The following is a 13,746-nucleotide window of genomic DNA, read 5'->3' as shown; positions in this document are numbered from 1 at the left end:
TGAGGTGTTCAAATCCTTTCGGCGGGGTTCGCCCCCCCACCCGGCGCGGGGGGCGCCGGGTGTGTTCCGGCCGCCCCTCGGTTCGTGCGATCGCCTGTTACGGCTTGGGCGTGGCGTGCGGGGTGCAGGTCACGTCCGCGGTGTCCAGCTCGCCGGTGAGCAGGTAGGTGTCGACCCGCTGGTTGACGCAGGGGTTGACCAGACCGGTCACACCGTGGGAGCCCGCGTCCTTCTCGGTGATCAGTCGAGAGCCCTTGAAGCGGTGGTGCAGTTCGACGGCGCCGCCGTACGGGGTGGCGGCGTCACGGGTGGACTGCACGATCATGACCGGCGGCAGACCCTTGTGGGTCCTGACGTCGACGGGGGTGCGCTGCTTGACCGGCCAGGTGGCGCACGGCAGGTTCATCCAGGCGTTGGCCCAGGTCATGAACGGGTAGTTCTTGTTGAGCTCGGTGTTGTCCTTGTCCCACTTCTTCCAGCTGGTGGGCCACTTGGCGTCGGTGCACTCGACGGCCGTGTAGACGGCGTTGCCGTTCTCCGAGGAGATGTTGCCCGCGGTGTCGGACAGGTCCGGGGCGGCGGCGTCGATCAGCGCCTGGGTGTCACCGGCGACGTACTTGCTGAAGACCGTCGCGACCGGCACCCACGAGGAGTCGTAGTACGGGGCGCTCTGGAAGAAGGAGATCAGCTCGGCCGGGCCGACGACCCCGCCGATGGGGTTCTTCTTGGCGGTGGCGCGCAGTTCGAGCCACTTGGCCTGCACCGCGTCACGGGTCGTACCGAGGTGGAAGGCGGCGTCGTTGGCGGCGACCCAGTCCTCCCAGTCCTTCCAGCGGCCCTCGAAGGCGACGTCCTGGTCCAGGTTGGCCTGGTACCAGATGTTCTCGCGCGACGGGTTGACCACGCTGTCCACGATCATGCGGCGCAGATGGCCCGGGAACAGCGTGCCGTAGACGGCGCCGATGTAGGTGCCGTAGGAGACGCCCAGGTAGTTGAGCTTCTTCTCGCCGAGCGCGGCACGGATGACGTCCAGGTCGCGCACGGTGTTGGGCGTGGTCATCTGCTGGAGCACGGCCTTGCCGCTGCGCTCGGCGCAGCCCTTGGCGTACTCGGCGGCCAGCTTGCGCTGGGCGAGCTTGTCGGCCTCGCTGTCGGGGACCGGGTCGGCCTTGGGCGCCTTGACGAACTCCTGCGGGTCGATGCAGGAGATGGGCGCGGAGTGGCCGACACCGCGCGGGTCGAAGCCCACGAAGTCATAGGCCTTGGCCACATTGGCCCAGATCGGGTTCTTGTTGGTGACACGCGTCGGGAAGCGCATACCCGAGCCGCCGGGGCCGCCCGGGTTGTAGACCAGCGCCCCCTGACGCTCTTCCTTCGTCCCCGTGTTGCCGATGCGGTCGACGGCGAGCTTGAGCTGCTTGCCGTACGGGTGCGCGTAGTCGAGCGGGACGCTGACCCAGCCGCACTGGATGGGCTTGGCGAAGCCCCAGTCCGCGGGACAGTCCTGCCAGTCGATACCGGCCTTCGCGGCCCGCGCGGCGGCGACGGCGGCGCCCCGGGCCTCACGGTCCTGCCCGTGCCGCGCGCTCGCACTGGCGGTGGGCGCCGCGACGGCGCCGGCTATCAGCGTCGCCGTGACGAGCAGCCCGGCCGAACCGAACGCCGTCGTCCGCCTGTTCGCTCTGATGCCCCTCAAGTGGGACCTCCCCCTCCAACTTTTCGATTGACAGAGGGATCCTTGCGGTTGTGAGCACCTTGTGAATAGGTCCAGTTGACCTTCTTTACCATTCCGATAAACGGACTGCCGTGTCCCGCTGAGCGGATCAACCGAGCCCGGACAGGGCCTCGTCCAGGACGCGCCGCAGCCGCAGCCCGTTCTCGGCCACCGCGCTCACGAGCACCGCGGGACCGGCCAACGGCACGAGCACGGCCCCCTCCCCCAGTACCCGGGCCGCCACCGGCCGCGCCCCGAACTCCGGTCGCACGACCACGAGTTGGCCCACCGCCCGGTGCCCGCCCAGCACGGCCGGCCCGTCCCACCCGCCGGCCGCGCCGGGCCCGCAGCCGAGTTCCTGATCGAGCACGGCCCGCCCGCCGACCCGCACGACAAGACGGCTGCTCAACCGCCCGGGTTCCTCCCCGACCCGTCCGAGCACCTGCTCCTCCCGCAACACGAGCCGTCCCCGCGCACCGACCTCCACCCGGGTCGTCACCCGCAGATCACTCCCACCCGCGGAGATCAACTGCTCGGGCAGCCACTGGAGTTCACCCCCGTCGGCCACCCTGAGCCGTACGTCGTACCGGGCCTCCCCCTTCGCCTGCCCCGGCAGGGCGATGGTGGCGGCGGCCGACCCGACCCGCAGCCGGGCCCCGTCCTCCACCTCCGCCCCGACACCGAAGCGGTCCCCGCCCAACGGCCCGCTCATCGCCCCGACGAGCATCACCCGGGCCTCGCTGCCGCTGCCCCGGGTCCGCCGAAGAGCCAGCGGCCCTTCCCCCTCCAGAACGGGCAGAGAGGTACCGCCTCTTCCGTCGGCCCGGGCGACGATCCGAGCGGTGGCCCGCACCCCGCTCATGGTCACGCCGCCCAGGCGGCGAGCTGCCCCCGCACCCAGGCGGCCACGTCCGCGACCCCCGTCTCACCCCTCAACGACTGGAAGACGACGGGCAGTTCGGCTCGCTGCGCCTTCGCGTCGGCCGCCATCCGCTCCAGATCGGAGCCCACGTACGGCGCGAGGTCGGTCTTGTTCACCACCAGCAGATCGGCGGTGGTCACACCGGGTCCGCCCTTCCGCGGGATGTCGTCACCCCCGGCGACGTCGATCACGAAGATCTGGGCGTCGACCAGCCCCTTGGAGAACGTGGCGGTGAGGTTGTCCCCGCCCGACTCCACGAGGATGAGGTCGAGCGGCCCGACCTCGTCCTCCAGGTCCTCCACCGCCTCCAGATTGGCGGAGATGTCGTCGCGGATCGCGGTGTGCGGACAGGCCCCCGTCTCCACGGCGGTGATCCGCTCGGGCGGCAGCACGGCCTCCCGCAGCAGGAAGTCGGCGTCCTCGCGGGTGTAGATGTCGTTGGTGACGACGGCGAGGGACAGCTCCTCCCGCAGGGCCCGGCAGAGCGCGGCGACGGTGGCGGTCTTCCCGGACCCCACGGGTCCGCCGAGCCCGATCCTGAGGGCCCGGCGGCCGCCGTCCGGGCGGTGCGCGTCAGCGCTCACGGCGGAGGGGCCCTCGTGGGAGTGGTCGAGGTGCATGGAGCGGCTCCTACGGTGTCTCTACGGTACTTTTCAGCGCGGTCCGTCTTTTCGCGGTGCCGTGCGGTCCGGTCTTTTCGGCGCGTGGGCCGAGCTGCTACGAGGCGAACAGACGTACAGGCCAGGCGGCATGCACCTCCGCCGCGATCTCCATCAGCGGCGCGGACCCCGCGGGCAAGGCGTCGACCCCCTCGTCGACAACGGCCCCCGCCGCCTCCACGGCCCGGTCCGCGACCCGGTCCAGCTCCGGCGCCAGCCGGGCCAGCACCCCCGTGGCGTCGAAGGGATCGAGACTCAGCAGCCGCACGGTCGCCGAGGCCGGCCCGCTGACACACTCGTACGCGGCGCAGTAGGCGGCGTCCACGGCCGCAAGACCCGCCGCCCGCGCCGCGAGCCCCAGGACCACCGGCTGATGGGCGCCCTTGGGGAACTCCCGCGCCACGGCGTCGAGTTCCTCCGAAGGCCAGGTGGCCCGAGCGGCCCGCAGCAACTGCCGCCCCAGCCTCCGCGCGGCCAGCCGCAGCGCCGGCGAGGGCGTACGGGCGTCCGCCGCCGCGTCCAGGTCCCGGGGAGCCACCCCCAGCACGGCGGCGGCGGCGAGCGCCGCGGCCACGGACCCGGCCGTGTGCAACCGCCCCCGGCAGTACTCCTCCAGGCTCGCGCCCCCGGTGATCCGCCCGGCCTTCACCGCCGCCTCGGCCCCGCCGGAGTGCGCGTGCCCTCCGGCGGGAAAGCGGCCGTCGGCCAGGATCAGCAGTGCCGCCCTGGACATCAGAAGAGGAAGTACCGCTGAGCCATGGGCAGTTCAGCGGCGGGAGTCGCCTCGACCAACTCCCCGTCGATGTGCACGGCGAAGCTGTCGGGATCGACCCGCACCTGCGGACGCGCGTCGTTCTCCCGCATGTCCGCCTTGGTGACCCCACGCGTCGACTCGATGGCGACGAACCGCTTCCCGAGCGAGAGCCGCTCCGGCAGCCCGTCCTCGATGGCCAGCGGCGCCACGAAGTTGAACGAGTTCGAGGTCGGTGCCCGCCCGATCGCCCCGTACATCGGCCGGGGCAGGATGGGCTGGGGCGTCGGAATCGACGCGTTGGCGTCGCCCATCTGCGCGTAGGCGATCTGGCCGCCCTTGACCACGAGATGCGGCTTGACCCCGAAGAACGCCGGCTCCCACAGCACGAGGTCGGCGAGCTTGCCGCTCTCCACGGACCCGATCTCCCGCGCCAGGCCCTGGGCGATCGCCGGGTTGATCGTGTACTTGGCGACATACCGCCGTACGCGATGGTTGTCGGCGCGCCCGTCCCCGGGCAGCGCACCGCGTCGTCGCTTCATGACATGCGCGGTCTGCCAGGTCCGGAGGATGACCTCGCCGACCCGGCCCATGGCCTGGGAGTCGGACGAGATGATGGAGATGGCCCCCAGGTCGTGGAGGATGTCCTCCGCCCCGATCGTCGACGGACGGATGCGTGACTCGGCGAAGGCCAGGTCCTCCGGCACCGCCGGGTTGAGGTGGTGGCACACCATCAGCATGTCGAGGTGTTCCTCGGCGGTGTTGACGGTGTAGGGCCGGGTCGGGTTGGTCGAGCTCGGCAGCACGTGCGGCTCGGAGACCACGGTCATGATGTCCGGCGCGTGCCCGCCGCCCGCTCCCTCGGTGTGGTACGCGTGGATACCGCGGCCGTTGATCGCGGCGAGGGTGTCGCCGACGAACCCGGCCTCGTTGAGGGTGTCGGTGTGGATGGCGACCTGGATGCCGGTCCGGTCGGCCACGGTCAGCGAGGCGTCGATGACGGCCGGGGTCGAACCCCAGTCCTCGTGCAGCTTCAGACCGAGCGCGCCGCCCCGGATCTGCGACAGCATCGCCTCGTGCGAGACGGTGTTGCCCTTGCCGAGGAAGCCGATGTTGAGCGGGTACTGCTCCATCGCCTCCAGCATGCGGGCGAGGTGCCAGGGACCGGGCGTCACCGTCGTGGCCTTGGAGCCCTCGGCCGGGCCGGTGCCGCCGCCCACCAGTGTGGTGACACCGGCGGAGAGGGCCTCGTCGGCGATCTGCGGACAGATGAAGTGGACATGCGCGTCGACCGCCCCGGCGGTCAGGATGCGTCCGTTGCCGGCGATGACCTCGGTCTCCGGGCCGATCACCAGGTCCGGGTGCACCCCGTCCATGGTGTCGGGGTTGCCCGCCTTGCCGATCCCGGTGATCCGGCCGTCGCGGATGCCGACGTCGGCCTTGACGATCCCCCAGTGGTCGACGATCACGGCGCCGGTGATGACCGTGTCGGGGGTGCCGTCTGCGCGCGTAGCACGTGACTGGCCCATGGACTCCCGGATGACCTTGCCACCGCCGAACACGGCTTCCTCACCGGCGAGTCCGGGCCCGCCGGAACGATCCTCCTCGATCTCGATCAGCAGATCGGTGTCGGCGAGCCGGATGCGGTCGCCGGTGGTGGGGCCGAACAGGTCGGCGTACGCGGCACGCGAGATCTCAGGCATCGAGGGCACCTCCGGTCTCCCCGCGCAGTCCGGGCACCACACGGGCGCCGGCGAGGGGGACGAGTTCGACGTCGACGGGGATGCCGGGCTCGAAGCGCACGGCCGTACCCGCGGCGATGTTCAGCCGCTTGCCGCGGGCGGCGGCGCGGTCGAAGTCGAGCCCGGGGTTGGCCTCGGCGAAGTGGTAGTGGGAGCCGACCTGGACGGGCCGGTCGGCGGCGTTGAGGACGCTGAGCCGGGTCACCTCCCGGCCCTCGTTGTAGACGATCGCGTCCTCGGCGAAGAGGATCTCTCCGGGAATCATGGCGCTCCCCCCGTCAGACGATCGGGTCATGGACGGTGACGAGCTTGGTGCCGTCCGGGAAGGTCGCCTCGACCTGTACGTCATGGATCATCTCGGGGATGCCCTCCATGACGTCGTCCCTGGTCAGCAGCTTGCGCCCGGAGGCCATGAGTTCGGCGACGGTACGGCCGTCACGTGCGCCTTCGAGGATGTGCGCGGTGATGAGGGCCACGGCCTCGGGGTGGTTGAGCTTCAGCCCGCGGGCCCGCCGCTTCTCGGCCACGTCGGCCGCCACATGGATCAGCAGCCTCTCTTGCTCGTGCGGGGTCAGTTGCACGTCCCACCTCACAGTCCTCGCTCCGGACCGTGCGGGGTCCGGTTGCCGCGGCCGCCGGGCAAACTCCCTGGTGGCGTGCCGAGAGGCTAGTTGGACCGGGTTTCAGACACGTTAACCGAGCTGTGATCCATCGGATGTGTCGCCGCGGTCGCCGTCGGGGAGGTCCCGCACACTCGACAACGCCCGCAGCCCGTCCTGGAGGATCTCGCTCGGCATCGGCTCGAACAAGGCCTGCTGGGCGAGGAAGCCCATGGCCGCGGCCATCATGGTGCGGGCCACGTGGTCCGGTGCCACGTCCGGCCGCATCATCCCGGTGTCCTGATAGGCCTGGACGATCCGCCCCCAACTGGTCTGCACCGCGCCGTAGCCGTCCCGCAGAACGGCCGCGAGTTCCTCGTTGCGGAGGGTCTCCGCCCACACCTGGACGACGAGCCGCGGGAACGCGGGCCGCCCGTCCACGGTCAGGAACTCCATGGTGGCGAGGATCCGGCCGAGCACCGTCGCCACCAGCAGGTCCGGCGGCGGGGGCGGGTCGGCGAGAGCCGCCTCCTCGAAGCCCTCGCGGACCAGGCCGAGCACCTCCTCGACGATGGCCGCGATGAGGGCCTCCTTGCCGCTGAAGTAGCGGTACACGGCCCCGGCCGACAGGTCGACCTCCTTCAGCACGTCCTGCATGGACGTGGCATGGAAGCCGTTGCGGGCGAAGCAGATCGCGGCACCGTCGAGGATCTGCCGACGGCGGGCGTCGAGGTGTTCCTGGGATACGCGGGCCATGGCCATCAATGTAAAACGAACGTTCCTTCTTGACAAGACGCGCTCCCGGCGGGACGGTGGGAGCGAAAGAAAAACGAACGATCATTCTCTTTGACTCCGAGCCAGGAAGAGCACCCTCATGTCCACCACTTCCGCTACGACACCCGTCGGCGACTCCCGCCGCCTGCTCGCGGTCGTCGTCCTCGTACCGCTCCTCGCCGCACTCGCGCTGTGGGCCTTCGCCTGGCCCGCCGCCCGCATCGCACCGCGCCACCTGCCGCTCGGCGTGGCCGGCCCCGCCGCCGCGACCGCCCAGGTGGAGCAGCAACTGGCGCGACACCAGGGCGCGTTCGAGATCCACCACTACGCGGACGAGGCCGCCGCCCGGGACGCCATCGAGGACCGGACCGTATACGGGGCGGTCGTCGTCACCGCCGAGGGGCCCGAGCTGCTGACCGCGTCGGCCGCGAGCCCGGTGGTGGCGCAGCTGCTCCAGCAGGCCGTGGCGGAGCCCGCGGCGGCCCAGGGCACCCAGGTCAGGACGGTCGACGTCGTGGCGGCGCCCGCCAAGGACCCGCGCGGCGCGGCCCTGACCGCGAGCGTGCTGCCGCTGGCCCTGGCCGGGATCGCCGCGGGCGCGGCGGTGACCATGAGCGGGCTGCGCGGGGCGCGTGCTGTGGCCGCCCTGATCGGCGCCTCGGCCCTGGTGGGCATGGCCGCCGCCGGGGTCGCGGACAGCTGGCTCGGCGTCCTCACCGGCAACTGGTGGGCGGAGGCCGGGGTGCTCGGACTGGCGGCGCTGGCGGTGAGCGGTGCCGTCGCGGGTTTCGCCGCGCTCCTGGGCACCGCCGGGATCGGGATCGCCGCCGGCACGATCATGCTCTTCGGCAACCCGTTCTCCGGAGCGGCCTCGGCGCCGCGGATGCTCCCCGAGCCGGTCGGCGCGATCGGTCAGTGGCTGCCGCCGGGCGCGAGCGCGACGCTGCTGAGGTCGGTGGCGTACTTCGACGGCGCCGCGGCGACCGGCCCCGCCCTGACCCTGACCTGGTGGGCCACGCTCGGCCTGGGCGCCGTACTGCTGGGGAAGGCGCTCAAGACGCGGAAGAAGAGCGCCGCACCCACCGCCGAACGGGAGCTGGTGCCCGCCGGCTGACGCGGGCACCCTGGAACCGACCGTGCACCTCCGCTGTAGCGGACGGAGGTGTGCGGTCTTTTTTCATGCCTCCTACGAGGCGCCCGTGCCCCGGTGGTGGGCCGCGATGCCGAAGCGCTGCGGCTCACGGGGCGGCGAGGACAGCTCGCGCACGGTCGAGACCGCGCTGATCACCTGCTCCTCGGCGGACTCCGGAAGCTCCTGGAGCTCCTCCAGCCGTTCGAGGTCGGCGGCGGAGACCAGGGCGACGAGCGGCTTGCCGTGCCGCGTGACGACGACACGCTCACCGCCGTACACCACTCGGTTGATCAGGTCGGCGAGTTCAGCCCTGGCTTGCGTCACCGGAATCTCGTAGGCCATACCCCCATCATAACGTCACGTACATCCTGTACATTTTTTACAGACGCCGAAGGAGGGGTACCCAATGACCCGACCGACCGCCCGCCATGTCCTGCCCGAGTTCACCGAACGCACGAGCTCCGGCAGCAAGACGATGGACCCGTACTCGAAGCTGCTGGAGGAGCGGATCGTCTTCCTCGGCACCCCGGTGGACGACATCTCGGCGAACGACGTGATGGCGCAGTTCATGCACCTCGAGTACCAGGACCCGGACCGGGACATCTCGCTCTACATCAACTCCCCCGGCGGCTCCTACAGCGCCATGTCGGCGATCTACGACACGATGCAGTTCGTCAGTTGTGACGTGGAGACGATCTGCCTCGGGCAGGCCGGTTCGTCCGCGGCCGTGCTGCTGGCAGCCGGTACCCCCGGCAAGCGGTCCGCACTGCCGGGTGCCCGCATGGTGATCCACCAGCCCTCGCTGCCCGAGCCGGTGGAGGGACAGGCCTCCGATCTGGCCATTCAGGCCGAGGAGTTGGGGCGCGTCCGCGACTGCCTGGAGGAAATGCTCGTACGGCACACCGGGCGCACCCGGGAGCAAGTCACCGAGGACATCGAGCGGGACAAGATCCTCACCGCGCAAGAGGCCCTGGAATACGGCCTGGTGGATCAGATCATCCCCAGCCGCAAGGGCTCGCGCCCCGCGCCCGGCACGCGGTGAGCGGGCGATGCTGCCACCCGAACTCCCGCCGCTGCCCGCGCTGACGCGCGCCGAGGGCGAGTTGATCGACCGTTATCTCGACGTGGTCGATCTGCTCGGCCGGATCAACCCCGCACACCACGGCGACACCTATCGCGGTCTGCGGGCCGCGCAGGCGCTGGTCGCCAAGGCGGCCGAGCTGCGCGACGCGCTGGCGCTGATGCACCAGCGCGGCGAGACCGAGCTGCACGCCCCCACGCTGGGCCGGGCCCTGCGGGTCCTGGACGGCGAGCGGCGCACGGCCCGGGTCACCGTGCCGCCCCTCTCCGACAGTTGACGGATGTACGACCGCTCCGGACGATCCGTCAAGACCTCGGAGCGTCCGGACCCGGGTTGAAACGGACCAAACGGAGTACCCCCGTTCGGAGGAGCCGCGGCTCCTTTTTCATGACCGTCCAGGTTGCGCAACGCGCGTAGGCAGAGGGCGGATCAGGACATTCCGTCGCTGGTCCGGGGCTCGACGGGCTCCCGACGCGGCTTCGAACAACGGGGTGTCCACCCGAACAGGCGAGTGGTGAGTAACAACACAAATCCCCGGTTCCATTGGGATTTTTGGCAATCAGTGAGTCAAGATCCCTGTCTGACGACAAGCCCCCGCCACAAGCGGCGGGGCGGTCCGGGTGGACGCCGAGTCCTGCCGCCACCCGGATGACCGAGTCGACAGGAGTGGATCGGCAGGAGTGGAGGACCCAAGCACGACGGGTCGCCGGGACGGTCACGCCATGACCGGGCCGAGCAGCCCTTGGGGTGAAGCCGCGTCAGCGGCCGGGCAACTTCGCCAGCCCGAATCCGACAGGTCATCCTTCACAGGCGGCTGACGAAGGGTTGCGCATGTCTGCGCTCAATCGTGTCCCGTCGCTGATGGTCCGAGCCGGTACGGCCTCGGCCCTCACCATCGCCGCCGTCGGCGGCTCCGTCGTGATACCGGGCGTCGCCTCCGACGCCGCGGCAGCGACCCCCGCGACGAAGGCACTTCAGGTAGCGGCCTCCAAAAAGGGCTCCCCGTACAAGTGGGGCGCCACGGGACCGGGCCGCTTCGACTGCTCCGGGCTCACGCTGTACTCGTACAAGAAGGCGGGCAAGAAGCTCCCCCGTACGGCGGCCCAGCAGTACAACAAGACGCACCACATCTCCGCGAAGAGCCGCAAGGCCGGAGACCTCGTGTTCTTCCACTCGGGGTCGAACGTCTACCACGTCGGCATCTACGCCGGGAAGGGGAAGATCTGGCACGCCCCCAAGACCGGGGACGTGGTGAAGCTGCAGAAGATCTGGACCAAGAGCGTCTGGTACGGCCGGGTCAGCTGACCCGCCCCCGAAGCCGCGCCCTCAGGGAGGGGGGCGCGGCTTCGCTGCTTTCCAGGGCGCTTCGCTGCTTTCTACGGCTCCTGCTGCCCCGCCGTGACCGGCTCGGCGGGTACGGTCCACGGGAGCTCGATGGAGACCGTCTTGCCGCCTTCTCTGGTGGGCCGCACCTGAAGCCTGCCGCCGGACTCCGCGGCCAGCCAACGGATGATCACCATGCCCCGCCCGTTGTCCTGCTGGACGGCGGCCGGCAGTCGTTTGGGGAAGCGCGGATGACTGTCGGTGACCCCGATGAGGAGCTGTTCGTCACGGTCGAGCCGGAGGTCCACCGTGAAGGTGGGTGACTGCCCGAACGTGTGCTGTACGGCGTTGGTGGCGAGTTCCGAGACGATGAGGCGGATGGTCTCGGCGGCCTCGGTGTCCGCGGGCAGCCCCCACTCGGCCAAAGTCGTGAGGACGTAGCCGCGGGCCGCGGAGACCGACAGCGGCTCGCTCGGCAGAGTGACGGATGCTTCCAGGTGGTCTGCCATGGCGACGTCGTCCCTTTCCCACGGGACCGGGGTCCGACACGAAGCCGGTGGTTCGAGTACGGTCCCGGACTGGTGCTTCTTCGCCAGACTGCCATTACCGGGCCGGTGACGGGTGGCGATCCACCAAGATATGCATATATCTGTCGCTCGAAGCGGTGAACTCTACGACGGGAGACCGTATTTGGGCGACCCGGAAGGAGTAAGGAGTAGCGCATGCAGAACGGTCCCGCGGTGCGCCGCCGGAAACTGGGCGCCGAACTGCGCGCGCTGCGCACGAGCGCGGCGCTCACCAGTGGTGAGGCGGCCCGGCTGGTGGGCTGGCACCAGTCCAAGGTGAGCCGGATCGAGACCGGCGCCAGCGGTGTGAAACCGGCCGATGTGCGGTTACTCCTGGACGCCTACGGGGTCGCCGACTCCCAACTGCGCGAGTTGCTCCTGGTGTTGGCGGGATCCGACGAGGACGGCGGCCGGCACCACTGGTGGCACGCCTACCGGGGCATCCTCCCGCCCACCTACCGGGACTTCATCAGTCTGGAGTCCCAGGCGAGCGCGATGCGCACCCTGGAGACATCCGTCGTGCCCGGCCTGCTCCAGACGCCGGAGTACGCCCGGGCGGTCACCCGGGCCGCGGTGGACGGTCTGGACGACGAGCGGCTGGACGCGCTGGTGGAGGTGCGGCTCGCACGGCAGGACGTCCTGCGCTCGGCTCGGCCCCTGGAACTCAGCGCGGTCCTGGACGAGGCGGTGCTGCACCGGGAGATCGGCGGTCCGGAGGTCATGGCCCGCCAGCGGGAGCGGCTCCTCGAAGCGGCGCTGCTGCCACAAGTGCGGCTTCAGGTACTGCCGTTCACTGCCGGGGCACATGTCGGTGTCACAGGCCCTTTCGTAATCTTCTCATTTTCGAGCACTTCTGATCTGGATGTGGTTGTTCTCGACCACTTGACGAGTAGCCTCTACCTCGAACGGAAAGAAGACCTCCGGGCCTATACGGAGGCTTTCGACGCCCTTCGGATCCACGCCCTTTCGCCCGAGGAATCGTTGGATTACATCGCCGGGTTAGCTGACGGCGCGTAAGGAGGCACCATGTCCGTACTGCCTCGGAACGTACCTTCCAGTACCGATCTGCACGACGTGCGGTGGCTGCGCAGCAGTTACAGCACGGGAGCGAACAACTGCGTCGAGACGGCACTGCCGCGTTCCGGTCCCTGGGCCGGACTGCTCGCCGTGCGCGACTCCAAGGACACCGCCGGACCCGCGCTGCTCTTCTCCCCCGAGAGCTGGGCGGGCTTCACGGCCGCGTTCATGTCCTGATCAGTCCGTGATCGTGCGGCACTCTGCCATGTCACGCCGACTCATGGTCGCGTCTCGCCGATCACCCTCACAGCGCGTGTGATCTGAGCCTCGGAGAGGTCCGCGCGGGCGGTCAGCCTGAGCCTGGAGACGCCGTCGGGCACGGAGGGAGGACGGAAGCAGCCCACGGCGAGGCCTGCCGTACGGCAGTCGGCCGCCCATCGCACGGCCCCCTCCGGGGAGGGCGCGCGCACCGACACCACCGCGGCGTCCGGACGTACCGCCTCGTGTCCCGCGGCGGTCAGCCGCGCGTGCAGTTCCGCGGCCACCGCACGCGCGCGTGCCGCCCGCTCCGGCTCGCGGCGCAGCAGCCGCAGCGCGGCGAGGGCCGAGCCCGCGGCGGCGGGGGCGAGGCCCGTGTCGAAGATGAAGGTCCGGGCCGCGTTGACGAGGTGGTCGATCACCTTGGCGGGGCCCAGCACCGCGCCGCCCTGACTGCCGAGCGACTTGGACAGCGTCACCGTCACGACCACGTCGTCGGCGCCCGCGAGGCCGGCCGCGTACGGCGCGCCCCGCCCCCCGTCGCCCAGCACCCCCAGCCCGTGCGCGTCGTCGACCAGCAGTCCCGCGCCGCGCTCCCGGCAGGCCGCGGCGTACTCGGCCAGCGGGGCCGCGTCGCCGTCGACGGAGAAGACCGTGTCGGAGACGACGACCGCGGTGCCCTCGTGGGTCCGCAGCGCCTTGCGCACCGCCTCCGGGTCCGAGTGCGGCACGACCTGGGTGCCGCCCCGGGCCAGCCGGCAGCCGTCGATCAGCGAGGCGTGGTTGGCGGCGTCGGAGACGATCAGCGAGCCGTGCGGCGCCAGCGCGGTGACCGCGGCGAGGTTGGCCGCGTAGCCCGAGGAGAAGACCAGCGCCGCCTCGAAGCCGCAGAAGTCGGCCAGTTCGCGCTCCAGCTCGGTGTGCAGCTCGGTCGTGCCGGTCACCAGCCGGGACCCGGTCGAGCCGCCGCCCCAGCGCCGCGCGGCCTCGGCGGCGCCCCGGGCGACCTCGGGATGGTGGGTCAGACCCAGGTAGTCGTTGCTCGCGAGATCGAGGAGCGGGGAGTCGGCCGGCCGCGGCCGCAGGGTCCGTACGAGTCCGGCCCGGCGCCTCAGCTCCGCCTGCTCGTCGATCCAGCCGAACGCCATGGCTCCTCCGGGGCTTTTGTAGGCAGTGAACAGACACTAGCCGCAGCAGGCGCACCCCAT

At 70.7% G+C, this 13,746-nt stretch carries 17 protein-coding genes and 1 riboswitch; of the genes, 6 read left to right on the top strand and 11 right to left on the bottom strand.

What is annotated here, in order from left to right; translation table 11 throughout:
• Positions 1-97 precede the first annotated feature (97 nt).
• The 8 genes from ABZT17_RS36745 to ABZT17_RS36710 form a co-directional block, all read right to left on the bottom strand.
• Positions 98-1,696, bottom strand: a complete 1,599-nt coding sequence (locus tag ABZT17_RS36745) for an alpha/beta hydrolase (protein ID WP_356355683.1) — start codon at positions 1,694-1,696, stop codon at positions 98-100.
• A gap of 127 nt (positions 1,697-1,823) precedes the next feature.
• Entirely contained in the window at positions 1,824-2,591 is a 768-nt protein-coding gene (locus ABZT17_RS36740; protein ID WP_356355686.1) for an urease accessory protein UreD, read from the bottom strand.
• Positions 2,579-3,256, bottom strand: coding sequence for an urease accessory protein UreG (ureG, locus tag ABZT17_RS36735; protein ID WP_356355681.1), 678 nt, complete (start codon positions 3,254-3,256; stop codon positions 2,579-2,581). The genes ABZT17_RS36740 and ureG overlap by 13 nt, the downstream gene beginning before the upstream one ends.
• Before the next feature lie 97 nt (positions 3,257-3,353).
• Complete coding sequence (locus ABZT17_RS36730) at positions 3,354-4,028, bottom strand: urease accessory UreF family protein (RefSeq protein WP_356355679.1); 675 nt, start codon at positions 4,026-4,028, stop codon at positions 3,354-3,356.
• Positions 4,028-5,749, bottom strand: coding sequence for an urease subunit alpha (locus ABZT17_RS36725; protein ID WP_356355677.1), 1,722 nt, complete (start codon positions 5,747-5,749; stop codon positions 4,028-4,030). The genes ABZT17_RS36730 and ABZT17_RS36725 overlap by 1 nt, the downstream gene beginning before the upstream one ends.
• Positions 5,742-6,053, bottom strand: coding sequence for an urease subunit beta (locus ABZT17_RS36720; RefSeq protein WP_356355675.1), 312 nt, complete (start codon positions 6,051-6,053; stop codon positions 5,742-5,744). Before ABZT17_RS36720 ends, ABZT17_RS36725 begins: the two co-directional genes overlap by 8 nt.
• 13 nt (positions 6,054-6,066) lie before the next feature.
• A complete protein-coding gene (locus ABZT17_RS36715) occupies positions 6,067-6,369 on the bottom strand; it encodes an urease subunit gamma (protein ID WP_048819736.1) in 303 nt (100 codons plus the stop codon).
• Between the two features lie 111 nt (positions 6,370-6,480).
• Entirely contained in the window at positions 6,481-7,143 is a 663-nt protein-coding gene (locus tag ABZT17_RS36710; RefSeq protein WP_356355673.1) for a TetR/AcrR family transcriptional regulator, read from the bottom strand.
• 118 nt (positions 7,144-7,261) lie between these two features.
• Between ABZT17_RS36710 and ABZT17_RS36705 the strand changes: the two genes are divergently transcribed.
• On the top strand, positions 7,262-8,275 hold the full coding sequence (locus tag ABZT17_RS36705; protein ID WP_356355671.1) for an ABC transporter permease: 1,014 nt from the start codon (positions 7,262-7,264) through the stop codon (positions 8,273-8,275).
• A gap of 72 nt (positions 8,276-8,347) precedes the next feature.
• Here ABZT17_RS36705 and ABZT17_RS36700 read toward each other — a convergent pair whose 3' ends face one another.
• Complete coding sequence (locus tag ABZT17_RS36700) at positions 8,348-8,635, bottom strand: type II toxin-antitoxin system Phd/YefM family antitoxin (RefSeq protein ID WP_356355670.1); 288 nt, start codon at positions 8,633-8,635, stop codon at positions 8,348-8,350.
• A gap of 64 nt (positions 8,636-8,699) precedes the next feature.
• On the opposite strand from ABZT17_RS36700, the gene ABZT17_RS36695 reads away from it, so the two are divergent.
• The 3 genes from ABZT17_RS36695 to ABZT17_RS36685 all read left to right on the top strand — a co-directional run bounded on the left by ABZT17_RS36695 (position 8,700) and on the right by ABZT17_RS36685 (position 10,679).
• The gene (locus tag ABZT17_RS36695; protein WP_356355668.1) at positions 8,700-9,335 is read left to right on the top strand and encodes an ATP-dependent Clp protease proteolytic subunit; all 636 of its coding nucleotides are present in this window, start codon (positions 8,700-8,702) and stop codon (positions 9,333-9,335) included.
• Between the two features lie 7 nt (positions 9,336-9,342).
• Positions 9,343-9,651, top strand: coding sequence for a hypothetical protein (locus ABZT17_RS36690; RefSeq protein ID WP_356355666.1), 309 nt, complete (start codon positions 9,343-9,345; stop codon positions 9,649-9,651).
• A 338-nt stretch (positions 9,652-9,989) separates the two neighbouring features.
• Positions 9,990-10,202: riboswitch (cyclic di-AMP (ydaO/yuaA leader) on the top strand.
• Between the two features lie 3 nt (positions 10,203-10,205).
• On the top strand, positions 10,206-10,679 hold the full coding sequence (locus ABZT17_RS36685; RefSeq protein ID WP_356355665.1) for a C40 family peptidase: 474 nt from the start codon (positions 10,206-10,208) through the stop codon (positions 10,677-10,679).
• A gap of 71 nt (positions 10,680-10,750) precedes the next feature.
• Here ABZT17_RS36685 and ABZT17_RS36680 read toward each other — a convergent pair whose 3' ends face one another.
• Positions 10,751-11,206 (bottom strand): ATP-binding protein, encoded by a 456-nt coding sequence (locus tag ABZT17_RS36680; protein WP_356355664.1) that lies wholly within the window; start codon positions 11,204-11,206, stop codon positions 10,751-10,753.
• 213 nt (positions 11,207-11,419) lie between these two features.
• On the opposite strand from ABZT17_RS36680, the gene ABZT17_RS36675 reads away from it, so the two are divergent.
• Both ABZT17_RS36675 and ABZT17_RS36670 read left to right on the top strand, forming a co-directional pair.
• Positions 11,420-12,280, top strand: coding sequence for a helix-turn-helix transcriptional regulator (locus ABZT17_RS36675; protein WP_356355662.1), 861 nt, complete (start codon positions 11,420-11,422; stop codon positions 12,278-12,280).
• Between the two features lie 9 nt (positions 12,281-12,289).
• The gene (locus ABZT17_RS36670) at positions 12,290-12,517 is read left to right on the top strand and encodes a DUF397 domain-containing protein (RefSeq protein WP_356355661.1); all 228 of its coding nucleotides are present in this window, start codon (positions 12,290-12,292) and stop codon (positions 12,515-12,517) included.
• Positions 12,518-12,558: 41 nt separating this feature from the next.
• Here the strand turns inward: ABZT17_RS36670 and ABZT17_RS36665 are convergent, their stop codons facing one another.
• Positions 12,559-13,686 carry an 8-amino-7-oxononanoate synthase gene (locus tag ABZT17_RS36665; protein ID WP_356355659.1) on the bottom strand — a complete coding sequence of 376 codons (1,128 nt, stop codon included), beginning with the start codon at positions 13,684-13,686 and terminating at the stop codon, positions 12,559-12,561.
• Between the last annotated feature and the right edge of the window lie 60 nt (positions 13,687-13,746).

The organism is Streptomyces sp. NPDC005648 (assembly GCF_040605395.1).
Lineage (GTDB): Bacteria > Actinomycetota > Actinomycetes > Streptomycetales > Streptomycetaceae > Streptomyces.
This window is presented reverse-complemented; position numbering and strand designations above follow the sequence as displayed.